This is a genomic window from Halorubrum sp. SD683 (assembly GCF_002135045.1).
In the GTDB taxonomy this organism is placed as follows: Archaea; Halobacteriota; Halobacteria; order Halobacteriales; family Haloferacaceae; genus Halorubrum; species Halorubrum ezzemoulense.
This window is the reverse complement of record NZ_NEWJ01000042.1, coordinates 1-24,504: the sequence shown is the minus strand read 5'-3', so window position 1 is coordinate 24,504 and position 24,504 is coordinate 1. Positions and strand designations below refer to the sequence as shown.

Annotated in this window: 19 protein-coding genes, 1 tRNA gene and 1 pseudogene; 7 read left to right on the top strand and 14 right to left on the bottom strand. The window is 69.5% G+C overall.

Annotation, left to right across the window (positions count from 1 at the left end; all coding sequences use genetic code 11):
* Nucleotides 1-103: pseudogene (locus B9G49_RS16275) on the top strand (IS1595 family transposase); the annotation flags it as partial.
* Between the two features lie 42 nt (nt 104-145).
* Here B9G49_RS16275 and B9G49_RS16565 read toward each other — a convergent pair.
* Genes B9G49_RS16565 through B9G49_RS10945 form a run of 3 tightly spaced genes read right to left on the bottom strand, consistent with a single transcriptional unit; the run spans nt 146 to nt 6,146 of the window.
* Nucleotides 146-307 (bottom strand): hypothetical protein, encoded by a 162-nt coding sequence (locus tag B9G49_RS16565; RefSeq protein ID WP_155120022.1) that lies wholly within the window; start codon nt 305-307, stop codon nt 146-148.
* Nucleotides 297-2,333 (bottom strand): type II secretion system F family protein, encoded by a 2,037-nt coding sequence (locus B9G49_RS10950; protein ID WP_086216387.1) that lies wholly within the window; start codon nt 2,331-2,333, stop codon nt 297-299. Before B9G49_RS10950 ends, B9G49_RS16565 begins: the two co-directional genes overlap by 11 nt.
* Before the next feature lie 27 nt (nt 2,334-2,360).
* A complete protein-coding gene (locus tag B9G49_RS10945; protein WP_086216386.1) occupies nt 2,361-6,146 on the bottom strand; it encodes an ATPase, T2SS/T4P/T4SS family in 3,786 nt (1,261 codons plus the stop codon).
* 108 nt (nt 6,147-6,254) lie between these two features.
* On the opposite strand from B9G49_RS10945, the gene B9G49_RS10940 reads away from it, so the two are divergent.
* Nucleotides 6,255-6,953, top strand: coding sequence for a DUF1405 domain-containing protein (locus B9G49_RS10940; RefSeq protein WP_049929479.1), 699 nt, complete (start codon nt 6,255-6,257; stop codon nt 6,951-6,953).
* A 163-nt stretch (nt 6,954-7,116) separates the two neighbouring features.
* Here the strand turns inward: B9G49_RS10940 and B9G49_RS10935 are convergent.
* From B9G49_RS10935 to B9G49_RS10925, 3 genes are all read right to left on the bottom strand, one after another.
* Nucleotides 7,117-7,189 (bottom strand) — tRNA-Arg (locus B9G49_RS10935).
* A 52-nt stretch (nt 7,190-7,241) separates the two neighbouring features.
* A complete protein-coding gene (locus B9G49_RS10930; RefSeq protein WP_049929478.1) occupies nt 7,242-7,517 on the bottom strand; it encodes a twin-arginine translocase TatA/TatE family subunit in 276 nt (91 codons plus the stop codon).
* A 154-nt stretch (nt 7,518-7,671) separates the two neighbouring features.
* The gene (locus tag B9G49_RS10925) at nt 7,672-8,589 is read right to left on the bottom strand and encodes a hypothetical protein (protein ID WP_086216385.1); all 918 of its coding nucleotides are present in this window, start codon (nt 8,587-8,589) and stop codon (nt 7,672-7,674) included.
* A gap of 149 nt (nt 8,590-8,738) precedes the next feature.
* Between B9G49_RS10925 and B9G49_RS10920 the strand changes: the two genes are divergently transcribed.
* Complete coding sequence (locus B9G49_RS10920) at nt 8,739-9,209, top strand: redoxin domain-containing protein (protein ID WP_049929476.1); 471 nt, start codon at nt 8,739-8,741, stop codon at nt 9,207-9,209.
* Between the two features lie 35 nt (nt 9,210-9,244).
* On the opposite strand, the gene B9G49_RS10915 is transcribed toward B9G49_RS10920, so the two are convergent.
* From B9G49_RS10915 to gyrB, 3 genes are all read right to left on the bottom strand, one after another.
* Entirely contained in the window at nt 9,245-11,275 is a 2,031-nt protein-coding gene (locus B9G49_RS10915; RefSeq protein ID WP_086216384.1) for an AMP-binding protein, read from the bottom strand.
* A gap of 317 nt (nt 11,276-11,592) precedes the next feature.
* Nucleotides 11,593-14,088 (bottom strand): DNA gyrase subunit A, encoded by a 2,496-nt coding sequence (gene gyrA / locus B9G49_RS10905; protein WP_086216383.1) that lies wholly within the window; start codon nt 14,086-14,088, stop codon nt 11,593-11,595.
* The gene (gene gyrB, locus B9G49_RS10900) at nt 14,085-16,001 is read right to left on the bottom strand and encodes a DNA topoisomerase (ATP-hydrolyzing) subunit B (RefSeq protein WP_086216382.1); all 1,917 of its coding nucleotides are present in this window, start codon (nt 15,999-16,001) and stop codon (nt 14,085-14,087) included. Before gyrB ends, gyrA begins: the two co-directional genes overlap by 4 nt.
* 127 nt (nt 16,002-16,128) lie before the next feature.
* Between gyrB and B9G49_RS10895 the strand changes: the two genes are divergently transcribed.
* Entirely contained in the window at nt 16,129-17,340 is a 1,212-nt protein-coding gene (locus tag B9G49_RS10895; protein ID WP_086216381.1) for an iron-containing alcohol dehydrogenase family protein, read from the top strand.
* A gap of 15 nt (nt 17,341-17,355) precedes the next feature.
* Here the strand turns inward: B9G49_RS10895 and B9G49_RS17170 are convergent, their stop codons facing one another.
* The 5 genes from B9G49_RS17170 to B9G49_RS10870 all read right to left on the bottom strand — a co-directional run bounded on the left by B9G49_RS17170 (nt 17,356) and on the right by B9G49_RS10870 (nt 21,443).
* Complete coding sequence (locus B9G49_RS17170) at nt 17,356-17,823, bottom strand: nuclear transport factor 2 family protein (RefSeq protein ID WP_086216380.1); 468 nt, start codon at nt 17,821-17,823, stop codon at nt 17,356-17,358.
* Nucleotides 17,807-19,000, bottom strand: a complete 1,194-nt coding sequence (locus B9G49_RS10885; protein ID WP_049929468.1) for a potassium channel family protein — start codon at nt 18,998-19,000, stop codon at nt 17,807-17,809. Before B9G49_RS10885 ends, B9G49_RS17170 begins: the two co-directional genes overlap by 17 nt.
* Before the next feature lie 78 nt (nt 19,001-19,078).
* On the bottom strand, nt 19,079-19,606 hold the full coding sequence (locus tag B9G49_RS10880; protein WP_049929467.1) for a hypothetical protein: 528 nt from the start codon (nt 19,604-19,606) through the stop codon (nt 19,079-19,081).
* A 21-nt stretch (nt 19,607-19,627) separates the two neighbouring features.
* Entirely contained in the window at nt 19,628-20,566 is a 939-nt protein-coding gene (gene mch, locus B9G49_RS10875) for a methenyltetrahydromethanopterin cyclohydrolase (RefSeq protein WP_086216379.1), read from the bottom strand.
* Between the two features lie 400 nt (nt 20,567-20,966).
* Complete coding sequence (locus B9G49_RS10870) at nt 20,967-21,443, bottom strand: hypothetical protein (protein ID WP_049929465.1); 477 nt, start codon at nt 21,441-21,443, stop codon at nt 20,967-20,969.
* Between the two features lie 261 nt (nt 21,444-21,704).
* On the opposite strand from B9G49_RS10870, the gene B9G49_RS10865 reads away from it, so the two are divergent.
* From B9G49_RS10865 to B9G49_RS10855, 3 genes are all read left to right on the top strand, one after another.
* Nucleotides 21,705-22,439 (top strand): DUF726 domain-containing protein, encoded by a 735-nt coding sequence (locus B9G49_RS10865; protein WP_086216378.1) that lies wholly within the window; start codon nt 21,705-21,707, stop codon nt 22,437-22,439.
* A 79-nt stretch (nt 22,440-22,518) separates the two neighbouring features.
* The gene (locus B9G49_RS10860) at nt 22,519-23,361 is read left to right on the top strand and encodes a translation initiation factor eIF-2B (RefSeq protein ID WP_049929463.1); all 843 of its coding nucleotides are present in this window, start codon (nt 22,519-22,521) and stop codon (nt 23,359-23,361) included.
* 90 nt (nt 23,362-23,451) lie between these two features.
* Nucleotides 23,452-24,441, top strand: coding sequence for a hypothetical protein (locus B9G49_RS10855; protein WP_086216377.1), 990 nt, complete (start codon nt 23,452-23,454; stop codon nt 24,439-24,441).
* Nucleotides 24,442-24,504: the final 63 nt, after the last annotated feature.

The following is a 24,504-nucleotide window of genomic DNA, read 5'->3' as shown; positions in this document are numbered from 1 at the left end:
GGAGCAGGCCGCTCGGACCTACGGCTTCCTCCGGTCACTGAACCTTACTGGGGCACCGATCCACAGTCTCGTGGACTGTATCGCTGTCAATGTATTCCGCTAGTTCCGCCAGTCTACCGAAGAGCGTCCTCCGTTGTCTCCAGATTCATCCCGATGCGTCGTACCGCATGACGATCGACTCGCCCAAGGAGATGGTATAAATGGCTGAGGAGGTCGGCCGCTTCGAGGCCGATCCCCCCGCGCCGTCTTCGTTCTCCGACATCCCGACGACGAAGTCGAGGACCGTCTGCGCGCGGTCACCCGACATAGATCCACACCCCCAGCGCCAGCGTCATCAGGACCACGGCGTACTTGACGCCGGAGACGAGCTCCGCGTCGCGGATGTAGCCGCTGATGAACCCCGAGAGGATCGCCTGGATCGTCACCGCGTGGAAGAAGAGCATCGAGAGCACGTCCGGGTCGACGCCGCCGCCGCCACCGAACCCCGCCCCGCCGGCGCTCCCGCCGCCGTCGCTCTGGGAGACCAGATCGCCCATCACGTCGATGAACTGGGTCTGGAGAATGGCCATCACGCCGAGCAGGGTGATGTACGTCATCACGATGATCGCCACCTGCATCCGGGTGCGCGACTTGCGCTCGCGCTCGATATCGTCCTGGTTCTCCGAGGCCTGCGCGGCCGTCGTCAGCACGTCCGTGATCTGCGAGGAGGCCTCCTGCGCCTCGGCGATCAGCTTCACCGTCCGTGCGAGCCGGGGCACCGCGTACGAGTTGTTGAACTCCACTAAGGCGTCGCGCAGGCTCATGCCGTAGTTCACCTTCGCGTGGATCACCTCGAACTCCTCCGCGAGCTTCCCGGTCGACGTGTCCGAGACCGTGCGCACGGATTCGAGCAGCGTCTGCCCGGTGTCGTTCGCGGAAGAGAGCTTCCGGAGCGTCTCCGAGAGCTTCCCGGTCACCGCCCGCCGCGAGCGCTGGTGCCACTCGTAGAATACCCCGAGCGGGATCATCACGACGTAGGCGGGCACGTAGAGCCAGACGAACGCCGACCACACCGGCCGGGCGATCCAACCGTCGACCGTCGTCGGCGCCGAGCCGGCGGCGACTGCGACGCCGACCAATGCGAGCGCCGCCGGCACGGTCAACGCGAGGGTGTACAGCGGGTTCTCGCGCAGAAAGATGTGCGGCGCCGAGAGGATCTCCCTCGTCTTGTGGGTCCCCTCGCGGTCGCGAATGCGGTCGAAGACCTCGAAACTCCCGACGAACGACTCCACGAGCCCGAAGTGGAGCAGCCCCTCCCGACTCGTCTGCCGGAGCCGCTCGCTCCCGCCGTCGGGCTGGAGGTAACCGTCGCCCGGGTCGTCCTGTTTCACCGTCGAGACCAAGACGAGGAAGCCGACGCCGACGAGCGGGATGAGCAGGTACACCGTGACGTACAGGAGCCGGTCGTCGGCCTCGCCCATCATCCCCATGATGACGAGGATGATGATGAGGAGGAGCGGGAACAGGGAGAGCGTCATGTACATCTCGCCGAACAGCTCCAGTGTCTCTAAGGTCATCTCGCGCTCCTGTTTCGACGTGCGGAGGTGTTTCTCCTTTTTGTCCTTCAGGAAGCCCTCCATGTCGCCGCCGGAGTTGACGATAGAGAGCATGTCGGCGAGGAACTGCGAGAGCTCGTCGGAGGGGGTCTCCAGCGACTGCTGGCGGATCGCGTTTCGGTAGTCGGTCCCGAAGTACTCCGTCTCGTTGACGATGCTCTGGAACTCGCGGGACACCTCCCCGTAGGTGTCCTCGGCGGTCGCCATCGCGCGGAGGATCTCGAGCTGGTTGAGCCCGCCGACCGATAGCGCGTACATGAACGACACCGAGTCCGCGAGCAGGAGGTTGATCTCGCGCTTCCGCGAGGAGGCCCGCGAGTACGGGACCGCGACGAGCCCCCCGAATCCCACCGCGAAGCCGATCGAGCCGAAGACGAGCCCGCTGAGGAGCACGGCCGTCGGCACGACGAGCGAGCGCAGCGTCGCCTGAACGCCCGGCGTCGGCGCGGGGATCCCGAGCGAGAGCGCCTCCGGATCGATCAGCCCGAGCGAGAACACGCCGTAGCCGACCAGCGTGCCGAGCGCCCAGAGCGCCCCGCCGACGAGGAGGCCGACGGCCAGCGCCAGCGAGACGTACATCTCGACCTGGTCCGGCATCCGCGCCTCCGCCAGCTTGCGCTCCACGTCCGCGACGAAGTCGCCGTCGGCGTCGAACAGCAGCTCGAATATCGGGTAACACAGCTCTGCGAGCACGTTCGCGTCCACGCCGCCGTCGCCCGCGTCCACGTCGAGGCTCACGGCTCGGCCCTCGCGACGGACACGGCGCTACCCCTCCTCCGCGGGCTCGACGGCGCCGAACCCCCAGTCGTCGATGTCGTCGGTCGCCGCGCCGTCGGCGTCGTCGGTCGAGGCGCTCTCCGCGTCGTCGGACTCCGCCTCACGGTCATCGGAGTCCGCCTCGCCGCCGGAACCGACCGCGCCGCCGTCGGCCTCCGCGTCGGCGGTCTCGTCCGTTTCGGGGTCGGCGGCGCTGAACCCCTCGCCCACGTCGGCCGACGCGTCCCCCTCGGACCGCGCCGACGGGGCCGAGAGTACGTCGACCCCGTCATCGAACGGCTCGCCGAAGTCGATGTCCCCCGGCGCGCCGGAGCCGTCGTCGGCGGGAGCGGCGCTCGCTTCTGGAGTCCGTTCGAAATCGGCGTGACTCGGGTCGGTAGGCGGCTCCGGCGAGGAGTCGGCGGTGGGGTCGGGGTCCGTCTCCACGGGATCGCTTCGGCCCGAGTCCGAGCCGCTCGGCGCTCCGTCGGCCGCGGTCGCCTCCGTGGCCGCCTCGACGAGCGCCTCGCGGTCGCCCGTCGACTCTGCCTCGATGTCGCGGGCGTGGTCCATCTCGAGGAGCGCGTCCGCGACGGAGTCCGGCACGTCGCCCCGATAGGTCTCGAACAGGTCCTCGGCCGCGTCGAGTATCTCCGCGGCCTCCTTCTCGCCGGCCGCGTCCGGCGTCGGACGGGGGACCAGCTTCTCCTTCTCGCGGTCGACGTTGATGAGCACCGACTCCATCTCGCGGAGGTCCTCCAGCGACCGCTCCAGCTCGTCGTTGGCCATCAGCGCCAGCACCGTCTCCGGGTCGTTGATGAACGCCTGAAACGTCGCCGCCACCTGCGCGTAGCTGTTGAGTCCGCGGTCGATGAGGTACGCCAACACGACCCGGCGTTTGCGAAGCTCCTCGTCTAGCATCGCCCGACTCCAACCGCGGTCGAACATGATGTCTTCGAGCGTGTTCGAGTCGCCCATCTGGAGGAACTCGTCCGTCTCTGCCTGCCACTGGAACACGTCTTGGACGTTGATTTCGTCGTTTTCGGCGTCGTAGTGGTTGATCTCGGTGATCGACTTGTTCCGGCGCACCTTCTTGCCCTGAACGCGGGTGGAGGTCTGGATGGAGACCAGGTCCAGCGCCGTGAACATCGTCTTCGAGACGTTGATCGGGTCGGTGGTGAACCGCTTGAGCACCTCGCCCACGGAGTCGGCGTGAAACGTCGTGTAGGTGGTGTGCCCCGTGGACATCACCTGGAAGGCAGTCCGCCCCTCTTCGCCGCGAATCTCGCCCATCACGATGTAGTCCGGTCGCTGCCGGAGCGCGGCCTCCAGCAGGTCGAACTCGTCGATGTCGCCCTTGTCGTCGTCGGAGAAGGAGGGACGGGTGACGGAGGCGATCCAGTTGCGCTGGGGGAGCTCCACCTCGCGAGTGTCCTCGATGGAGACGATCTTCGCGTTCGAGGGAATAAAGAGGGAGACGGCGTTCAGACTCGTCGTCTTCCCGGAGGCGGTACCGCCGGCGAAGATCAGGCTCTTGTGGTTCTCGATCGAGAGCCAGAGGAACGCCATCTCGTCGAGCGAGAAGGTCTTCCAGTTGATCAGGTCGATCGGGGTGAACGGGACGTCGTTGAACTGGCGGATCGTGTAGTTGGTCCCGTGGTCGGAGACTTCGCTCCCGAGCGTGAGCTGCGCGCGCGAGCCGTCCGGGAGGGTGGCGTCTACCTGCGGCCGGCGCTTCGAGATCCCCTTTCCTGACCGCTGGGCGAGCTTCACCACGAAGTCGTCCAGCTCGTCGGTGCCGTGGTGGACGTTCGAGATGATCTGCTCGTACTCGGAGTGGTAGACGAAGACGGGGGAGTTGTAGCCGTCACAGGAGATGTCCTCGACGTTGATGTCGTACTTGATCGGGTCGATGCGCTCGTAGCCGACGAAGTCCCGCTTGAGGTAGTACAACAGCTTCTCGACCTGGTGCGCCGAGAGGGTCCGGGCGTCCTCCGCGAGGACGGCCGGCTCGGGGCGGGCGCTGATCTCCGGCGGGTTCGCCGGCGACTCGACCGGGGGCTCGTACCCCAGTGACTCCGCGATCCGCCCGGCGATCCCCGCTGTCGGGTCGATGCCGAACCGGTCGACCAGCGTGTCCGCGATCCCCCGCTCGTCGCCTTCGTCCTCGTAGAGCCCGTAGCGGTCGAGCAGCGTGCGCGCCTCCTCGACTATCACCTCCTCGCGGAACGACTCGTCGCCGCCGGCGATCGACTCGTCGGCGTACTTGATCGAGGTCCGGAGCTTGCCGGTGAGGAACTCCGTGAGGTCCGCCTCGATCTCGGTCCGGTACGGCTGGACGACGTAGTACTTCGCCTCGTTCTCCTTCCGCGACCGGAAGACGATGACGAACGCGTACGGCTTGTTCACCCAGTAGCGCTCCTCCTCGCGGAAGTGCGTCTTCTTCTGCATCGGCACCGCCTTCTCCAGGTCGTACCGGTTCGTCAGGGTGGTGTGACCCTCGTCGGTCGAGAAGAAGGCGTCCTCGTCGAGATCCGGGTTGACGTCGACGGTGCGCTCGTCGACGAGGTCCGCGAGGTCGGCCGCGGCCTCGCCGCCCGCGCCGAGTAGCTCCTCCGTGCGGTCGGGGTCGAAACCCAAGGCCTCCGTCTTGTCCTCGTGGGTGAACGACAGCGGCTCGTCCTCTCCCTCCTCGTTCTCCTCGGTCGGCCGGTTCCCGTCCTCGTCGAGGAAGAACTCCTCGCGGTAGTCGTCCCAGGTGTAGTACCCTTTCAAGACGGGGACGGAGTAGGGGTCGTAACGGGCCGCGCACAGGTCCCAGAGGGCGTCGCCGACCGCCGCGGCGGCGCGGAAGCGGTAGTCCGTCTCACTCGGGTCGAAGCCGAGCAGCGTCGCCGGATCGAACGCGACTCGGTCCCACTCCTCGGGGGTCGGCGGGCGGGACGGGACCGACTCGACATCGGCTCCATGCGCAACGACGACGCCGGAGACGCCCTCGCGACCGACCGACCGGTCGAAGACGGTTCGTGGGATCGGTTCCGCGGCCGCTGCGGTCTCGGCACCGGGACTCGATGTCGCCTCCACGCCGTCGCGTTCGTCCTCGAAGGAGAACGTCGCGTCGTCCGGGTCAGCGTCGGCATCGACCCCCTCTCTTTCTGCGTCGTCGGTGCCGTCGCCGCCCCTCCCGTCGCCGTTGGCACCGTCTCTCTCGCCTTCGGTCTCATCCTCACCCGCGGCGGCTGCGGGCGGGGTCACCCGCCGATCGCCGGTCGGCACGACGGCGGCACCGCTAAGAACGACCGCGTCGGGACCGACGACGAGCGTCCCTCGATCCGGAGTGCCGTGTCCGGGAACCGCCGTCTCGCCGTCCGCCGCGAACGGCTCGTCGACCCCGGCGGTTCGGATAACCCCGTCGACGCCGTCCGGCAGGTGGAGGGCGACGGCGTCCGCCGGGACTACCGGCGCGTCCGGCACGTCCGCGTACACCCGCGCCGCTGCGTCCTTGTCCCCGCGATCAGCGAGCAGCGTCCGCCACGTGTACCGGTCGGTGACGACCGGCGGGCAGTCGCTCGTTCCGTCCCCCTCCTCGAAACTCACGTTCTCGAACGCTCGGTCGTCCGTTTCGTCTGTTTCGTCCGCCTCGCCCGTCTCGTCCGTCGATACCTCCTCAGCGCCTCGCGTCTCCGGTTCGGCAGGGTCCGCGTCCGAATCGGCTGACCCGGACCCGTCGGACGCCGATCGACCGCCCCCGGTGTCGGATTGGAGGGCGGATCGTTCGACATCCTCGTCGCTCATAGTTCCGGGAACGCGCGGTCCGTTGAAAAAGGTGTCTCGCAAAACACCGCGATTGATAATCGACTGCGGACGGGCGGATTTTAGTCCCCCGCGCGCCGACCCTCCGTCGTGTCACGCTCCGACCGGTTTCCGCGACTCCGCCGACTGCGTCAGCGCGCGGTCAGGCGGCGCGTCCGGGCGGCGATCGCCGAGGAGCTGCTCGGAACCCCGCGGAGCCTCGCCGTCGTCTGCGCGTTCACCGCGTTCATGTTCGCGGTCGGAGTCGGGTACTACGCGCCGACCGCGGACGAGGTGCCGGTCGTCCTCTGGCCGCTGTACGCGGACTCCGCGGTCGCGGTCGCGCTCGGCGGCGGCGTCCTCGCCAGCGTCGTCCCGACCGTCCGACGCGGCGGCAGCGTCACCGCGGACGCGCCCACCTCTCGCGGACTCGCGTACCTCCACACGGTCGCGTTCGTCTGGCTGGTCCAGTTCGGGCTCTGGCCGCTGGTGTCGCTCAACCTCGCAGTCGGTCAGTACGTCTCCGCGCCCGACGCGCTGATCTACTACTGGGGCGTGATCGGGACGCACCTGTTGTTCGTCGGACTCGCGCTCCTGTTCCCTGCGTTCGGCCGCACGACCCGCGGGGCGCTCGCGACCGCGCTGGGGCTCGGCGTCGCGAACGCCGTCGTGGACTACGGACTCGGATATCACCCGCCCCTGTTGTACGAGCCCGGCCCGGGCCTCACCGCCGCGACGCTCGCAATCGCGGTCGGTGCCGTCACGCTCGCGGCGCGCTCGTTCTGTCGGGTGGGTAAGGGACCGGCGTAGTACATCGTCTGAAACGGTAGATCCCCTACACGGTGTTAAATCACAAACAGGATACGCTGATCCGAGCGCAAGCGGTACGAAAGGGCACGGCGGGATCCACGCGAGCGAACGCAGTGGGCGAGCGTGGAGCCAGTCGCGCCCGTAGCCGAGCGAGGCGAAGGAACGGGCGCGACGGGATTCGAACCCGCGATCGAGAGGTTAGGAACCTCTCGCCCTGTCCGCTAGGCCACGCGCCCAAGACGGGAGGAGAAAACGGGACCGCGGTGATCGGTCGGCGTCGGGGACGACTTACGCGCTGGTTTCTTTGTCGGTCTCGGTCTCGAGGTCGTCGAACTCGTCGTCCTCGTCGTCGAGCGTCGAGTCCGCCTGCTCGCCATCTTGCATGTCTTTCAGCTCCTCTTCGACCTGTTCGCGCCCCTTCCGGAACTCGCCCATCGCCTGGCCGGTCGACCGCGCGAGCTTCGGGATCTTGTTCGCCCCGAACAGCAGGACCAGAACGAGCAGGATGATGAGGAGTTCCGGGCCCGCCGGAATGCCGCCGATCAGTGGAATCGCACTTATCATCTCTACTCCGCTCTAGCCCTGTGGCGACTATAGTCTTTTTGCCTTATCGGGTCGGCGCGGGCGCCGCGCACGGCCGCAGCGAACGCGAGCGAACGGCGCCGCCGCTCGGTAAGCGAATGGCTGAGATCTGTCGTCAGCACCCGGGAGGACCGAATCAGTCGGGACGCGCGATCCGTGCGAAGTACCAGTCGCCGTCGTAGCGGACGAGCGGAGCGACGCCCTCCTCCGTCGCGATCGCGTCGATGACGGCCGCGAACGCGTCGGAGTGCGGCGGGGCCTCCGCGTGCTCCGAGTCGATCGCCGCGTCGAGGACCGCGCGTTGGTCCGCGGTCGGGTCGTCGATCGATCGGCCGCGCTCCTCGCCGACGGCCCGGCGGAAGTCGCGCTGCGACGAGGCGACGCGGTCGGCGCGGACGGCGACGGTCCGCACCTCGACCGACCGCTCCCCGTCGAACGCGAACCGCAGCAGCTCGCCGTCCCACTCGACCCGCTGGTCGTCGTTCCCGGGGACGAACAGCGAGCGCTCTCGCCGCTCGGCGGACGCGTACGCGAACTTGACCCCGAACGGCGGGTAGTGCGGCGCGTGGACGAGCGACGCGTCCCCGAGCGCGTCGAGGACCGTGTCCCGGTCGTGGTCCGGGAGGTCCGCGAAGGGGACGCTCGACGGGGGACCGAGGAGGAAGGAGTCGACGGCGTCGACCTCCACCGTGTACGCGTAGCCCGGTGCCGCGACGGGATCGACCGTCTCGGTTTCGATCCGGTAGTACTCGGGGCCGTCGGTGACGACGTACGGTGCCGAGACGCCGGGCCCGTAGTACCCGTCGACGGTCCCTTCTCCGCCGTCGATCGCGGTCCGGACGGCCGTCCGTCCCGCGTGTCCGACGAAGTCGACTGGGGTGCTAAACTCGTTTGAGACGCCGACCAGCGAGGCCTCGTCGAGCCTGAGCACCGTCTCCGCGCGGGGGGCGTCTCCGCCGTCGTCCGTGAAACAGCCCGACAGCGTCGTCAGCGATGCGGTCGCCGTGAGCAGTGCCACCGTTCGACGTGAGAGGCGGCGTGGAGGGCCGGACATCACCTGTCCTGCGTCGGTGGTACACTTAATTCTCCCCCCGGCTCGCCGATCTGGCGCCCTCCGGCGTCACACGACGCGAGTCGGTACCCGAGCCGGCGGCCGAGTGCCGCCGCCGAAACGGTGATACGCCCGGCCGACGACGACCCGGTATGCCAGACGTCGGCGACGACGCCCCAGACTTCACCGGATCGGTCGTGGACGGCGACATCGAGCCGTTCGAACTCTCCGAGCACGTCGGCGACGAGCCGGTCGTGCTCGCCTTCTTCCCCGCCGCCTTCTCGAACACCTGTACCGACGAGATGGAGGCGCTACGGGACGGGTTCGACCGCGACGACTGTACGCTGTTCGGCGTGAGCACCGACCTCCCGCACGCGCTCGTCGCCTACCGCGTTCAGTACGACCTCCCGTTCGCGCTCGTCGCCGACCCGGACCACCGCGCGGTCGAGGCGTACGACGTCGTCGAGGACTTCGCACACTACGGCGTGGAGACCGTCGCGCAGCGCGCGGTCTTCGTGATCGACGCCGACGGGACTGTGACGTATCGCTGGCTCGCGGACAACGCCGGGCAGGAGCCGGACTACGACGCGCTCGCCGAGGCGGTGGCGGACGCGGCCGCCTGACCGGAGGGCGGACCGAGCGGTCGGGCGGGTCGCGCTCAGGCCGGGTCGCGCAGCGAGTCGAGCGCCTCGGGGTTCTCCATCGACGAGAGGTCGCCCGGGTCCTCGTCGTTGTACACCGACTCGATCGCGCGACGGATGATCTTCCCCGACTGCGTCTTCGGGAAGGCCTCGACGAACAGGAGTTCGCGCGGCCGGAACGGCTTGCCGTGTTCGTCGCCGACCAGCGCCCGGAGCTCCTCGCGGAGGTCGTCGCTCGGGTCGGCGCCCGGTTCGAGGACGACGTACGCGACGACCGCGGTCCCGGTGGTGTCGTCGGGGACGCCGACGGCCGCGGCCTGATTGACCGCGTCGTGGTCGATGAGGACGCCCTCGATCTCGGCCGGGCCGACCTTCCGCCCCGCGACGTTGAGCGCGTCGTCGGCGCGGCCGTGGAGGAACCAGAAGCCGTCCTCGTCCTTCTGCGCGAAGTCGCCGTGGTCCCACAGGTCGGGCCACGTCGACCAGTACTCGTTCAGGTAGCGCTCGTCGCCTGACCACAGCGACTTCGTCATCGACGGGCAGGAGTCGCGCGCGACGAGATAGCCGCGCTCGCCCGACTCCCGCACCGACTCGCCCGACTCGTCGACGATGTCGATGTCCATCCCGAGTCCCGGCCCGCCGAGGGTACAGGGCTTGAGGGGTTGGTTCGGCATCGGCATCAGGAAGCAGCCGCAGATCTCCGTCCCGCCGGAGATGTTGATTATCGGGCAGTCGCCCCCGCCGACCGCGTCGTGGAACCAACGCCACGACTCTGGGTCCCACGGTTCGCCGGTAGAGCCGAGGATACGGAGCGAGGAGAGGTCGTGCTCGTCGACCCACTCGTCCCCGTGCTTTCGGAGCGCGCGGATCGCGGTCGGCGAGATGCCGAACTGCGTGATCCCGTGCCGGTCGATCAGCTCCCAGAAGCGGTCGGGCTCCGGGTGGTCGGGCGCGCCCTCGTACATCACCACCGTGCCGCCGAACGCGTGGTTGCCGATCAGCGTCCACGGCCCCATCATCCAGCCGATGTCGGAGACCCAGAAGAACCGGTCAGCGGGCTTCTGGTCGAAGCCGAAGTGGATCTCCTTCGCGCACTGCGTGAGGACGCCGGCGTGGGTGTGGACGATCCCCTTCGGCTCGCCCGTCGTCCCCGAGGAGTACAGCAGCATGGACTCCTGGTCGCTCGGGAGCCGCTTCGTCTCGAACGACGACGGCTGCGAGCCGACCGCCTCGTCCCAAGTTCGGTCGCGCTCGTCGTTCCACGGGACCGGGTCGACGTCGCTCCCGCTGTCAGCGGAGTCGGCCGCGGGCGTCGCCCCCAGCCGGTCGTACACGACCACGTCCTCGACGTGACCCGCGTCGGCGACAGCCTCGTCGGCGGTCCCCTTCAGCCGGACGCCGTCGCCCCGGCGGTAGAACCCGTCGCCGGTGAACAGGACGGACGGCTCCGCGTCGTCGATCCGCGTCGCGGTCGCCTCGCGGCCGAACCCGGAGAAGATCGGCACGGCGATCGCACCGACCTTCAGGCAGCCGTAGAGGATCGAGACGACCTCGGGCACCATCGGCATATACAGCCCGACGGTGTCGCCGGTCTCGATCCCCGCCTCGGTCAGGTAGTTCGCGACGCGGTCGCTCTGCCGGCGGAGCTCGTGGAACGTGATCTCCCGGACGTCTCCGGGCTCGCCCTCCCAGATCAGCGCGACGCGGTTGCGGTTCGGCGAGTCGACGGCAGCGTGGCGGTCGACGACGTTGTGCGCGACGTTGACCTCGCCGCCGAGGTACCAGTCCGAGAACTGCGGCCCGTCGGCGTCGTCCCGGACCGCGTCGTAGTCGGTGAAGAACTCGATGTCGAGATAGTCGACGATCTCGTCCCAGAACCAGTCGACGCCCGACGCGGGCTCGCCCGGGACCTCCGAGGTGGTGCGCTCAATGAGCTCCTCGTAGTCGTCGATCCCGTACTCGCGCATGAACGCGGCGACGTTCGTCGACTCGGCGAACGCCTCGCTCGGTTCGTGTACGACCTCGTCTATCCCCTCGTACTCGTCCATCTCGCTCGGTGATTTTCGCGGCGACAGTAAGTAACTTTCCTGAAGGACTCGCCGGAGGTGTGCGTACTCGCCCGCGACCTCGACGGTCCCGCCACGTCCACCGGTGCGTCGCCGTCGTCGCGGACCGGCAGGTCGAGGCGGCTCGGCTCGGCACTGTTCCGTCCGAGGCAGCCGGCAGTCGCGCCGGCGAGCGCACCGATTCCCGCGGCGAGGTCGCTGCGTCGTTCCGTGGGCATCGCTCGTCGCGACGGAAGTTCAAGCCCGCACAGAGGACCGGTGGCGCCTGGAAAGCGAACGGACGCCGCCGAGCGCGGTGCCTACTCGTCGTCCGTCTCCGCCTCGTCGTCGCCGTCCGCGGCGGCGTGGATCGACTCGGGGACGATGTCGACGGAGGCGACCTCGTCGTCGGGGTCGAGGTTCATCACGATGACGCCCTTCGTGTTGCGACTGACCGTCGATACCTCCTCGACGCGGGTTCGCATGATCTGACCGTCGGCGCTCATGGCGATCAGGTGGTCGCCGTGGGTCACCGACTCGATGGCGACGACCTCGCCGTTCCGGTCGCCGGTCTTGATGTCGACGAGCCCCTTCCCGTTCCGCGACTGCGGGCGGTACTCGTCGAGGTCGGAGCGCTTCCCGTAGCCGTTCTCGGTGACGGTGAGCACCCAGTTGTGGTACTCGTCGTCGATGGCGGCGACGCCCGCGACGGCGTCGCCCTCGCGGAGGTCGATGCCGATCACGCCGCGGGCCGTCCGACCCATGGCGCGCGCCTCGGACTCCTCGAACCGGATCGCCATCCCGTCCCGGCTGCCGATGACGATGTCCGTGTCGCCGTCGGTCACCTCGACGTCGACGAGTTCGTCGCCGTCCTCCAGCCGGATCGCCCGGATCCCGGTCGAGCGGATGTTCCCGAACTCGTCGACCGCGGTCCGCTTGATGTAGCCGCCGCGGGTGACCATCGTGAGGTACTCGTCGTCGTCCAAGTCCTCGGTGTTGACGACCGACTCGATCTCCTCGCCGTCGTCGAGGTCGAGGAGGTTGACCGCGGACTTCCCGCGCGCCGTGCGAGACATCTCCGGGATCTCGTAGGTCTTCAGCTCGTAGATCTGACCGTGGTTCGTGAACACGAGGAGGTAGTCGTGGGAGTTGGCCGCGAACACCGAGGAGACGCGGTCCCCCTCTTTGAGCCCCGTGCCGATGATCCCCTTGCCGCCGCGGTTCTGCGCGCGGAACGTGTCGAGCGACATCCGCTTGATGTAGTCGTCCTCGCTCATCACGACGACGCACTCCTCCTCCGGGATGAGGTCCTCGTGGGTCACGTCGCCCGCGTCCTCGATGAAGCTCGTCCGGCGCTCGTCGTCGTACTCGGCTTTGATCTCCTGAAGCTCGTCGACGATCACCTGATCGAGCTCGGCGGGGTCGGCGAGGATCGTCTCCAGCCGCTCGATACGCGCCTTCACCTCCTCGTACTCCGACTCGATCTCCGCCGTCTCCATCGACGTGAGCGAGCCGAGCTGCATCCGGACGATGTGGGCCGCCTGCGCCTCGGTGAAGTCGAACGCCGACTCCAGCGCGGCCTTCGCGGCGTCGCGGTCGTCGGAGTCCTGGATCGTCTCGACGACGCTGTCGACGTTGTCGAGGGCCTTCAGCCGCCCTTCGAGGATGTGTGCGCGGTCCTCGCGCTCGGCGAGCTCGTGTTCGGAGCGCCGGCGCACCACCTCGCGGCGGTGGTCGACGTAGTGTTCGAGCGTCTGCTTGAGGTCCAGCACCTGCGGCGAGCCGTTGACCAGAGCGAGGTTGATGACGCCGAACGTGCGTTCGAGGTGGCTCTCCAGCAGCTGGTTCTTGACGACTTCCGCCATCGCGTCGCGCTTGAGCTCGACGACGATCCGGATCCCGTCGCGGTCCGACTCGTCGCGCAGGTCGCGGATCCCTTCGATCGCGCCCTCGTTGACGTCCTCGGCGATGCGCTCGACGAGCCGCGACTTGTTCTGCTGGAAGGGGAGCTCGCTGATGACGATCCGTCCCTCCTCCTCGTGGACCTCGAACTCCGCGCGGACGCGGATCCGTCCGCGCCCCGTCTTGTACGCCTTGTGGACCGCGTTCCGCCCGACGATGTTCGCGCCGGTCGGGAAGTCCGGCCCCTTGACGTGTTCCATCAGATCCTCGACGGTCGCGTCGGGGGTCTCTATCAGCTCGACGGTGGCGTCGATCACCTCGCCGAGGTTGTGGGGCGGGATGTTCGTCGACATTCCGACGGCGATACCCGACGAGCCGTTGACGAGCAGGTTCGGGAACGCCGCGGGCAGCACCTCCGGCTCCTCGAGGCGGTCGTCGTAGTTCGCCTGGAAGTCGACGGTGTCGCGCTCGATGTCCGCCATGAGCTCCTCGGCGATGGGGGCCATCCGGGCCTCCGTGTACCGCATCGCGGCCGGCGGGTCGCCGTCGACGGAGCCGAAGTTCCCCTGCCCGTCGACCAAGGGGTAGCGCATCGAGAAGTCCTGCGCCATCCGGGCGAGGGTGTCGTAGATGGCGCTGTCGCCGTGCGGGTGGTAATCGCCCATCGTCTCGCCGACGACGGAGGAGGACTTGCGGTGCGCGGAGTTGCTCGTTACGCCCGCCTCGTTCATCGCGAAGAGGATCCGGCGGTGGACGGGTTTGAGCCCGTCGCGCACGTCGGGGAGCGCGCGACCCGCGATGACGGACATCGCGTAGTCGATGTACGACTGCTCCATCTCGTCTTCGATGCGGGCGTTCGTCACCTGCGCTGCGCGGACGTCGCCGGGGTCGGCGTCGGGAGTCTCCGAGCTCATATGTCCACCCACTCCGCTTCGGTCGCGTGCTCCTTGATGAACTGCTTGCGCGGCTCGACCGCGTCACCCATCAGCACGTTGAACATGCGGTCCGCGGCGGCCGCGTCGTCGATGGTGATGCGCTTGAGCCGGCGGTTCGTCGGGTCCATCGTGGTGTCCCACAGCTGGTCGGGGTTCATCTCGCCGAGCCCCTTGAACCGCTGGACCTGCGTGGGGTTGCCGTCGCACTCCTCTTCGACGATGCGGTCGCGCTCCGCCTCGGTCATGGCGTCGTACGTCTCGCCGCGGTACCGGACGCGGTACAGCGGGGGCTGGGCCGCGTACACGTAGCCGGCCTCCAGAAGTGGCTTCATGTGCCGATAGAGGAGCGTGAGGAGCAGCGTCCGGATGTGGGCGCCGTCGACGTCGGCGTCAGTCATCAGGATGATCTTGTTGTACCGGACGTCGTCGAGGTCGAACTCCTCGCCGATGCCCGCGCCGATCGCGGTGATCAGCGCGCGGATCTCGTCGTTCTCTAGGATGCGGTCGAGGCGGTGTTTCTCGACGTTGAGGATTTTCCCCTTCAGCGGGAGGATCGCCTGGTTCTCGCGGTTCCGGCCCTGCTTGGCCGAGCCGCCCGCGGAGTCGCCCTCGACGACGAACAGCTCCGCCTCGGTCGGGTCGCGGGTCTGGCAGTCCGCCAGCTTACCGGGGAGCGCGGTCGACTCCAGCGCCGACTTGCGGCGGGTAAGCTCCTCGGCCTTCTTCGCGGCCTTCCGGGCGCGCGCCGCCTCCGCGGCCTTGTGGACGACCTTCTCGGCGGTGTCGGGGTTCTCCTCGAAGAAGGTGCCGAGCTTCTCGTGGGTCGCGGACTCGACGACGCCGCGGACCTCGCTGTTGCCGAGTTTCGTCTTCGTCTGCCCCTCGAACTGCGGGTCCGGGTGTTTCACCGAGACGACCGCCGTGAGCCCCTCGCGGACGTCTTCGCCCTTGAGGTTGGCGTCGAGGTCGTTGACGAGCCCCTGTTCGTTGGCGTAGTCGTTGACGGTCCGCGTGAGGGCGGTCTTGAAGCCGGTGAGGTGGGTGCCGCCCTCGCGGGTGTTGATGTTGTTGGCGAACGCGTGGACGGAGCCCTGGAGCTCCTCGGTCGCCTGCATCGCGACCTCGACGTGGACGCCGTCGGTCTCGCCCTCGAAGTAGATGACCTCCTCGTGGATCGGCGAGCGCGTCTCGTTGAGGTACTCGACGAACTCGCGGATGCCGCCGTCGTAGCGGAACGTCTCCTCGCTGTCGTCGCGGTCGTCGACCAAGCGGATCTCGACACCGGAGTTGAGGAAGGCGAGCTCGCGGAGTCGGTTCGCGAGCGTGGAGGTCTGGAACTCCGTCGTCTCGAATATCTCCTCGTCGGGCCAGAACCGGATCTCGGTCCCGGTCGACTCGCCGGCGTCCATGTCGCGGACGCGCTCGAAGCCGTCCTCGTCGGGTTCGCCGCGCGCGAACCGGTGGCGGAAGACGCCGCCGTCACGTTTGACCTCGACCTCGAGCCGCTCGGAGAGGGCGTTGACGACGCTGACGCCGACGCCGTGGAGCCCGCCGGAGACCTGGTACGACTTGGAGTCGAACTTCCCGCCGGCGTGGAGGACCGTCAGGATGACCTCGAGCGCGGGGCGGTCGTACTCCTCGTGGGTGTCGACGGGGATGCCGCGCCCGTCGTCGCTGACGGAGACGGAGCCGTCGTCGTGGATCCGTACCTCGATTTCCTCGCAGTAGCCCGCGAGGGCCTCGTCGATGGAGTTGTCGACGACCTCGTAGACGAGATGGTGGAGCCCCCGACCGTCCGTGGACCCGATGTACATCGCCGGTCGCTTACGGACGGCCTGCAGGCCTTCGAGGACCTGAATTTGGCCGGCTCCGTATTCGCTCTGCTCTGACATAGGAACTTACACTCGCTAGTCGCTGTCGGGTTATAAACCCGGCGCACGCGCGCGTGTGAGCCCCCGACGGCGACGTGTGCCTAGCTCTCCCACAGCTACAAACCGCGCCCTCGCGTACCCGTCGCCGATGCTACCGATGGCGGACTCCTTCGACCACATTCACCGCGGCTGCGAGATCCGGTACGGGCGGGGACGAGTCGCCGACCTCGGCGCCTGGCTCGGCGATCGCGGCCTCGACGGCGCGCTCGTCGTCTGCGGCTCGAACACCGGCGCGAACGACGCCCTGATGGATCCGGTCCGAGACGGCCTCGGCGACCGACTCGTCGGCGTCTTCGACGGGACAACGCCAGACAAGCGGGTCGAGACCGCCTACGACCTCCTCGACGCGCGGGCCGAGGCGGACGCGGACGTCCTCGTCGCGGTCGGCGGCGGCGCCAGCCTCGACGTCGCGAGACAGGCGACGCTGCTCGCGGCCGACGGCCGGGATCTCGACGCCCTCCGCGGCGACGCGGAGGCCGGCGCAGACGCGCTCGGCGACCTTGCGCCTGAGAGCGGCCCCGCCCTCCCGGCTGTCGTCGTGCCGACGACATTCGCGGGCGCGGACGTCTCGACAGGCGGCTCGCTGGAGGTCCTCTCGGCCGACGAGTCGCCGACCGGACAGCCGGTGACCGTCAGCGGGAGCGGCGCGTGGCCGATCGTCGACGTGGCCGACCCGGCGCTGTTCGAGACGACGCCGGCCTCGGTGCTGGCCGGGTCGGCGATGAACGGGTTCGACAAGGGGATCGAGACGCCGTACGCCCGCGACGCCTCCCCGGTGAGCGACGCGGCCGCGGTCCACGGACTCCGCCTCCTCTCGGACGCGCTCCCCCGCGTGGCCGGCGACCGACCGGGCGGCGAGGACGCGATGGACCGCGCGGTCGTGGGGTCGCTGCTCGTCCAGCTCGACTCCAAGATCAGCGTGATCCACGCGTTCGGCCACGGGTTCGCGCGGCGATACGAGGTTCAGCAGGGTGCGATCCACGCCGTCGTCGCGCCGCACGCGCTGGCGTACCTCTTCGACGAGGTCGACGCGAGCCGGCGGGCGCTGGCCGCCGGGCTCGGGATCCGGACCGGCGGCCGCGACGAGGCAGCGATCGCCGAGGATGTCGTCGCGGCCGTCGCCGAGGTCCGGAACGCGCTCGATGTCCCGAGCCGCCTCCGGGATCTCCCCGAGACCGACGAGGACGACCTCCCGGCGATCGCCGAGTTCGTCGCCGAGGACCCGCCGATGGAGCGCGCGCCGGCCGACCTCGACGCGACTCCCGAGGAGATCCTCGGCGTGTTGCGGGCGGCGTGGTAAGGCCGGGGAGACGGCCTATCCGTCGGACGACTCGGCCCCGTACGTCTCAAGCGAGGTCAACCGCCCGGCCTCGGTCTCGAACACGTCGACGAACGCGAACAGCGCGTCGCCGTCAGCGTCACGGAGGCGGCCGCGGACCGCGACGCCGGGACCCGACGGATAGACGCGGTCGACCGCGTGGGTCGTGTTGGTGTTCGGCCGCCCGTCTCGCATGAACGCGACGAACCGGTCGCGTCCCTCGAACGTTCTGTCGCCGCGCCGCTGGACGAATTCGGGGTCGAGCAGCGACGCGAGCCGCTCGTACTCGCCGGCGTCGATCGCGTCGTAGTAGGCCCGGGCGAGTGCGGCGGGGTCGGCGCTTTCGCCCGCCGGATCTCCGCTATCCGCGTCGGCGTTCGCTCTGCTGTCCGCGTCGGCGTTCGCTCCGCTGTCGGGGGCGTTCGCTCCGCGCTCTGCGTCGTCCGCCTCACGCCGCGAGGGCATCGAACTCCTCGGCTGAGGTCCGGGTTCCCTTCGAGATGATCACGTCGCCGCCCCGCAGCGTGGTGTCGATGTCGTGGCCGACCAGCCACCCCTCGTCCGGGCGGCGGATCGCGAGGACGCTCGTCGAGATGTCGGTCGCGGGCACGCCGTCGGCGACGGCGGTCCCGTCGAGTTCGCTCCCCTCGACGACGACGGTCCGAGTGATTATCTCGTCGGACTCCTGGACCGCCATCTCCACGACCGGGTGGACGTCGAGGTCACGGAGGACTCCCTCGGTGATCGCCAGCGCGGCGTCGGATATCTCCTCGGTCGCGACGCCGAGGTGGATGAGTCCCCGCAGCGACACCGGGTCGTCGGCCTCGGCCGCGGCGCGGAGCGTCCACGCCTCGAACCGCGACTGGAGCGCGTCCACCTCGATCTCGAGGTTGCTCACCTCCTCGGCCAGCTCCTCGTTGTCGAAGAGGACCGACCCGTACGCGAGGTCGACGGCGAGCTCGGAGAGGTTCTTCATCAACACGATCGAGTCGACCGCGCGCTCCAAGTCGTCGATCGCCGGCTCGGGCGCGGGCTCGGGCTCGAACGGGTCGCCGCTCAGCTCGGGGTACACGTCCTCGACGCCCGCTTCGGGCCCCCGAAGCAGAGTCACGTCGCCGGGCGCTAACCGGGTGGTCGGTCCGGGGTTGAGGATCCAGTCCTCGTCGCGCCGGACCGCGATGACGCGGACGCCGGTCTCCGATTCGAGGTCGATATCGTCCAGCGTCCGGCCGGCGTACGCGGACTCGCCCCGCACGGTCCCGCGGACGAGCGTCTCCACGCCCGCGGAGAGCGCGCCCCGCATCGCCTCGGGGAGCCCGATCTCCTCGGTGACGATCTTGGCGATGTCGCCCGCGGCGTCGGCGACCTTGTCGGCGGCCGCGATGACGCCGAGCACGGGCGCGAGCGTCTCCGCCTCGTTCGGGTTCCGCGCGGCGAGCATCAGGCTCATCCGGGCGCGCATCTGGAGCACGTCCATCCGGTGTTCCAGCTCGACGACCTCGTGCGCGACCGTCGGGCTCGCGTGGAGAACCGCCGAATAAGACAGATCGATCAACAGCTCCGCGGTGTCCTTCATCTCGACGAGCAGGTCCTTGACGCTCGTCGGCTCGTAGCGGACCGTGCGCTCGTCGAATCGTCCCATGTGACTCCTTCTCCGGCACCGAGTAAAAGGCTTGTTGCGGGAGTTCGAACGGTCGGAGCGGAGGAGACGACCGCCGCGTCAGAGCGCGTCGCCGGCGACGTAGCCCGGCGCATCCTCTGGCGATTCCGTGCCGTCGCCGACGGGCGCGGCGAGGTCGACGAGCGCGAGCCATCCCAGCAGCCGGGCCGCGCGGCCCCGCCACGTCGCCTCCCAGTCGGGATCGCGGGCCCTGTCGTGCCGCGGAACTCGGTCGCGGGTCGCGGCGAAGAGGTCGGGGGCGGTCAGCGGGTCGTCGGTCGAGGCCTCCCGCAGCGCCGCGAGCGCCTCGGGGCCGAACAGGACCTCCTCTCGGAGCCCCTCGCGGACGCGCTCCGGCGTCGGCTCGGCGTCGGCGCGGACGAACCCCCGAGAGGTGTCCTCGGCGAGGTCGAGCGCGCGCAGGAACGCGAGCCAGTCGTTCGCGGTCTGACGGTCGGGGAGGTCGCGTCGCCGCCGGAGGCGGGCGCAGCAGTCGTCGGCGGTACCCGGGACGAGCGGGACCGCGCGCTGGTACTCGCGGAGGGCGTCGAGGTCGGCCGGGGGTTCGGGGACGGGTTTGAGTCGCATCAGTCGGAGACGCTCGCGGCGTCAGCGGTAGCCGAACGACTCGGCGAGCAGCTCCTCGTCGGTCTCACCGACGGTGTAGACGGGGCCGTCGACGACGTCGACGGTGACCCGCGCCGGGGCGAACACGCTCTCGGGCACGTCGTAGAAGTCCCAGTCGGCGTCCTCGAACACCTCAACGAAGGGGGTGCCGTACTCCTCGCCCGCGGTCGAGACGATCTCGCCGAAGCGGTCGTCGTCGCGCGCGACCTGGAGGTGGACCTCGCCGCCGTACGCCAAGGCGTCGTTGGTCCGGCCCATCGCCTCGGTCTCGTCGCGGGTCGGGGGCGCGAGCGGCGCGGAGCCGGAGGCGTGGAGCACGTCCGTGGGCTCGTAGCCGACCTCCAACAGGCGGAAGACGGCGAGTTCAGCGGCGCGGGCCGCGGTGGTGACGGAGCCCGCGGTCGAGCCGGTGGCGAACGTCGGGAGGAACACGCCGTCGGTGTCGACCTCGGCCAGCTTGGCGACCTGTTCGGCGACCTCCTCGTCGGGGAGCGCCGTCGACTCGACCGCCAGCGTGGCGAACTCGGAGGAGTCGTAGTAGCCGACGCGCTCGAACTCGGTCTCGCGGCCGACGAGCGCGCGGGCGGGGCCGGAACCCAGCCCCTCGAAGCCGCCCTCGGTCGTCAGCTCCCAGCCGGCCTTCTGCGAGCAGAGCAGCGCGACCGCGGGGTGGTCCGTCGACAGCTCGACGTACTGGCGCGGCGCGCCGGCGAGCCGGCCCATTCGCGTCTGGAGGTTCGCGAGCCCGGCGGTCTGGATCTCCGCGAGCAGGAGTCCCGCCTCGACGCCGCCGGCCGCGTCGACGCCGAAGTCGACGACGGTGGCGCCGTTGTCCAGCTCGTAGCCGACGACATCCAGCTCGCCGGCGAAGTCGAGCGCCTCGTCGACCAGCTCGATCGCGGTCCGATTGATGCTTTCCATAAACGAGCGTACTCGCTCCCCGTTTAAGGGGTTTGGCTGTTCGGCTCGGGGCGTCGCAAGAGATCCGGTGGACGTTACTTATAAACAACCGAGGCGGTGGCGCGTGCCTCCGAACGCCCGCAGGGCGTGAGGAGCACGCGCGAGGGAGTCGCTCGCCCGCGGCGAGCGACGCGGCTGGGGAGGTGTGAGGCTGCGGTGCTGCGCGTTCCCGCGAGCGAAGCGAGCGGGAGCACGGAAGTCGCAGCCCGCGCAGCAAAGCGAGCAGGAACGTCTTCCGGTGGGGCTTTGCCGGTGTCTGTCGCCGGTCCACCAGCGACTATTTAGAATTGAGCGAGCGCGATTTCGGGAGCGTTCGACCGAAATGCTTCGTCAGCCGGATGTAAGCGAGCGTTCCGAGTCGTCACCAGAAGCCGTCGGAGTCGCTCGGGCCGCCGGCCTCGCCGGGGCCGCTCGGACCGCGGGGCCCGCTCGGTCTCGGATCGGGGTTGATCTCGACGGGGGCAGACTCAGCCCGCGGGTCGATCTCGCGCCCCTCGTCGTAGCGGACGAACGAGAGGTAGAACGCCTCGCCGCAGCCGACGCCCTCGGCGTCCGGCTCGCGGTACGGCTCGTCGCCGCCGACGTCGGTGCCGCGCACGCCGTCGTGCGGGTCCCACTCGACGCCGTCGCTCTCGCCGCAGACGAACCGGACGCCGTCGGCGTCGGCGGTGTCGCCGTCTTCGGTCGCCTCGTCGGCGTCGAACGGCTCGGTCGGCGCGACGTACGTCCACCCCTCCAGCGGGTACGGCGTCACCGACTTGTCCGCGAGGTACCCCTCGCGTTCGAGCGCGACGAGCGTCCCGCAGTGGGGACAGTAGTACGTGACCGGGTAGCTCATACGTCTCGTAGGGGACCCGTTTATAAACAGCCGTCGCCGCCGCGTCAGCTATTTGATCGCTCGGGCCGACAATTCGACATCTCATCCGATACCACTCCTGACAGCTCGGACGCATCGGACGACTCGTCCGGCCCCGTTACCCGCCGCCGGCTCCTCTACGGCGTCGCGGGCGGCGTCGGTCTCCTCGGGGGCGGCGGACTGTACGTCGCCAACGCGCTCGACGGCGACTTCGGCGGGTACGAGGCGCCAGAGTCACAGCCGATGGTCTCCACCCGAGGGCGGCTCGACGCCGACGAGCCGACGACGCGCTCGGGGTCGTGGGAGTTCGGCGGCAGCGACGCGGTGGTCCTGTACGTCCACGGCCTCGGCGCGGACGCAGAGTCGGCCCGCGATCAGGCGTACGCGGCGCGACTGGGGCTGGCGGCGGCGTCGGATTCGGCGGGCGGCGACGACGCGGCGGCGAGCGTCCCGCCCGTGATCGGCTACTCGTGGTCGTCGAACGACGACTGGGGACCGGCGAAGCGCACCGCCGACGCCAACGCCGCCCCGCTCGCCGACTGGCTGACGGCGTGGGCGGACGAGGACGGCCGTCCGGTCCACCTGTTCGCGCACTCGCTCGGCGCTCGCGTGACCGGAGCGGCGCTGCGCGAACTCGCGGACAGGGGGCGGACAGACGCCCTCGCGTCGGTGTCGCTGTTCGGCGGGGCGATCCCGCACGACAGCGTCGGGACCGACGGGGGGTACGGGGCGGCAATTGGGGCGCTCGACGCGCCCCTCTACAACTTCCACAGCCGGAACGACCGCGTCCTCGGGTGGGTGTACCGCGCCTCCGACCGGACCCGGGCGGTCGGCCACGGCGGGCTGTCCGGCGCCGCGACCGCGCCGGACGGCTACGCCGACATCGACGTCAGCGATCTGGTGGCGGACCACTACTCGTACCTCGAACCGGACGCGGGCTGTCTGTCGCGCGCGATCGGCCGGATCGGGTTCGAGTAGTGCGACGGCGCACTCCGGGGCGCCTCGCCGCCGACTCGCCCCCGGAACCCCTTTTACCGGCGCGGTCGACCCTTCGGGCATGATCGACGAGACCGTCGCCGAGATCCGGGCGATGCGGACCCACAGCACGTCCGCGGTGGCCGTGAAGGCGACGCGGTCGCTCGCGGACCTGTTAGACCGGGAGTACGTGACCGTCGACGAGTTCGAGCGCGACCTCGAACACAACGCGGGCGTGCTGCGCCGGTCGAACCCCTCCCACGCCGCGCTCCACAACGCGATGCGCGAGGTCGAGCGATCCATCGTCGGCGAGGCGACGAGCGTCGAGGGCGCGAAGCAGCTGTTGGAGGACGTGATCGCCCGCGTCGTCGACGACATCGAGACGGCGAAGGGCGAGGCGGCCGCCAACGCGGCCGAGCACATCGAGGACGGCGACACGCTGCTCGTCCACGACTACTCCACGACGGTGCTGGAGGCGATCGAGAACGCGGCGCGCGACGGGGCGCACCTGACCGTCTACGTCACCGAGGCGCGCCCGCGGACGCTCGGCCGCAAGACCGCGCGGATTCTCGCCGGGGTGTCCCGCGTCGACGTCCGCATGGTCGTCGACAGCGCGATGGGGTACGCGCTTCGCGACTGCGACCGCGTCCTGCTCGGTATCACCTGTATTACCGGGGGAACCTACTACAACCGGATCGGCACGTTCCCCCTCGTCGTCACGGCGCGCGAGCTCGGCGTCCCAGTCACCGCGGTCGGCTCAGGCGCGAAGACGATCGAGGAGTTCCGGTTCGAGAACGAGTTCCGCGACGCCGTCGAGGTGATGCGCGAACCCGTCGAGGACGTCGAGATCGAGAACCCGAGCTACGACGCCACCCCGATCGGGATGATCGACACCGTGATCACCGACGACGGCGTCCGGGACTGAGGGCCCGACGAGGCGAGAAGACGAGCGCTGCCGGCGAACCCCGTCGAGCGGACAAAAGCGCTTTGTGTGTGTACCGTGTTAACAGGCGTAATGAGCGTTCGTACGGGTTCGACGACGGTGTTTCAGATCCCCGATCAGGGGGGGACGGCGGCGGGGTGTTCGAGCGGCTGGTGCGACCTGTGGGCGGTCGCGACCGATCCGGGCGTGCTGACGGCGGTCGCGATCGTCGGTCTCGCCGCGCTGGTCGCGTTCGCGTACGTCCGGGACGCCGAGGCGGCCTGTCACCGCGAGCGACGCCGCGTCCTCGACGAGCGGGACGCGTTCGAGTCGTTCGCCGACCGCGTGGCCGACATCGACACCATCTCGGCCGCGACGGACTCGACGCCATCCGGCGTGCCGGCCGGCTCGCTCCGCGGAATGGGCGCTCCCGGCGACGGGGCGCGCGGCCCCGGCGGCGGATCGCCCGGGAGCAGCGTCAGCCTCAGACGGGTGATGGCCGCGTACAACGACACCGTGCTGTCGCTCCCCCACTACCGGGCTGAGTACGACGAGACGCCCGCGGAGAGCCTGGCGGCCGAACTCGGTCCGGACGCCGTGACCGCGCTGGCGTCGGACGGGGGGCTCTCGGGCGCCGCGCAGTCGGCGCTCGTCGACCGGAGCCGCCGCGCCGTCGACGCACGCGAACGCCTCGCCGACGCGATCGACGAAGAGATCGACGCGATCGGCGACAGGGACTCGGCGCTGTCGGCGATCGACCGCCGTCGCCGCCGGCTGCTCGGTCACTTAGACGGGGTCCGACCCGGCTGCGAGGCCGAGGCCGCCGTCGACGTCTGGAGCCGGCTGACGGAACTCGAAGGGGAGTGCGACGACCTCGCCGCCGACCGACAGCGCTCGTTAGACGATCCCCCGTTGACGCCGCGCACGCCGCTCGACGCCGACCGCGAACGGCCGTTCTACGCCTACCTCTACGGCCCGACCGACGGGCCGCGGTACCCGGTGTTGGCCCAGATCGCGGAGGTCGCAGACCGGATCCGCGCCGATAAGGACCGCGTCGGGGGACGAATCGCCCGCGGCCGCTGACTCTCCCGGGCGCCCCGGACCGGCGGAAACTCCAAACTACCGGATTGTTTATGAAGGTAGGGC

Bases quoted from the DNA above. Each gene is read 5' to 3' on its own strand.
- B9G49_RS10895 (WP_086216381.1), top strand. From the start codon at position 16,129: ATGCTACCGATGGCGGACTCCTTCGACCACATTCACCGCGGCTGCGAG.
- mch (WP_086216379.1), bottom strand. From the start codon at position 20,566: ATGGAAAGCATCAATCGGACCGCGATCGAGCTGGTCGACGAGGCGCTC.
- B9G49_RS10855 (WP_086216377.1), top strand. From the start codon at position 23,452: ATGAGCGTTCGTACGGGTTCGACGACGGTGTTTCAGATCCCCGATCAG.
- B9G49_RS10870 (WP_049929465.1), bottom strand. From the start codon at position 21,443: ATGAGCTACCCGGTCACGTACTACTGTCCCCACTGCGGGACGCTCGTC.
- B9G49_RS10915 (WP_086216384.1), bottom strand. From the start codon at position 11,275: ATGGACGAGTACGAGGGGATAGACGAGGTCGTACACGAACCGAGCGAG.
- B9G49_RS10920 (WP_049929476.1), top strand. From the start codon at position 8,739: ATGCCAGACGTCGGCGACGACGCCCCAGACTTCACCGGATCGGTCGTG.
- gyrB (WP_086216382.1), bottom strand. From the start codon at position 16,001: ATGTCAGAGCAGAGCGAATACGGAGCCGGCCAAATTCAGGTCCTCGAA.
- B9G49_RS16565 (WP_155120022.1), bottom strand. From the start codon at position 307: ATGTCGGGTGACCGCGCGCAGACGGTCCTCGACTTCGTCGTCGGGATG.
- B9G49_RS17170 (WP_086216380.1), bottom strand. From the start codon at position 17,823: ATGCCCTCGCGGCGTGAGGCGGACGACGCAGAGCGCGGAGCGAACGCC.
- B9G49_RS10880 (WP_049929467.1), bottom strand. From the start codon at position 19,606: ATGCGACTCAAACCCGTCCCCGAACCCCCGGCCGACCTCGACGCCCTC.
- B9G49_RS10930 (WP_049929478.1), bottom strand. From the start codon at position 7,517: ATGATAAGTGCGATTCCACTGATCGGCGGCATTCCGGCGGGCCCGGAA.
- gyrA (WP_086216383.1), bottom strand. From the start codon at position 14,088: ATGAGCTCGGAGACTCCCGACGCCGACCCCGGCGACGTCCGCGCAGCG.
- B9G49_RS10860 (WP_049929463.1), top strand. From the start codon at position 22,519: ATGATCGACGAGACCGTCGCCGAGATCCGGGCGATGCGGACCCACAGC.
- B9G49_RS10865 (WP_086216378.1), top strand. From the start codon at position 21,705: ATGGTCTCCACCCGAGGGCGGCTCGACGCCGACGAGCCGACGACGCGC.
- B9G49_RS10885 (WP_049929468.1), bottom strand. From the start codon at position 19,000: ATGGGACGATTCGACGAGCGCACGGTCCGCTACGAGCCGACGAGCGTC.
- B9G49_RS10925 (WP_086216385.1), bottom strand. From the start codon at position 8,589: ATGTCCGGCCCTCCACGCCGCCTCTCACGTCGAACGGTGGCACTGCTC.
- B9G49_RS10945 (WP_086216386.1), bottom strand. From the start codon at position 6,146: ATGAGCGACGAGGATGTCGAACGATCCGCCCTCCAATCCGACACCGGG.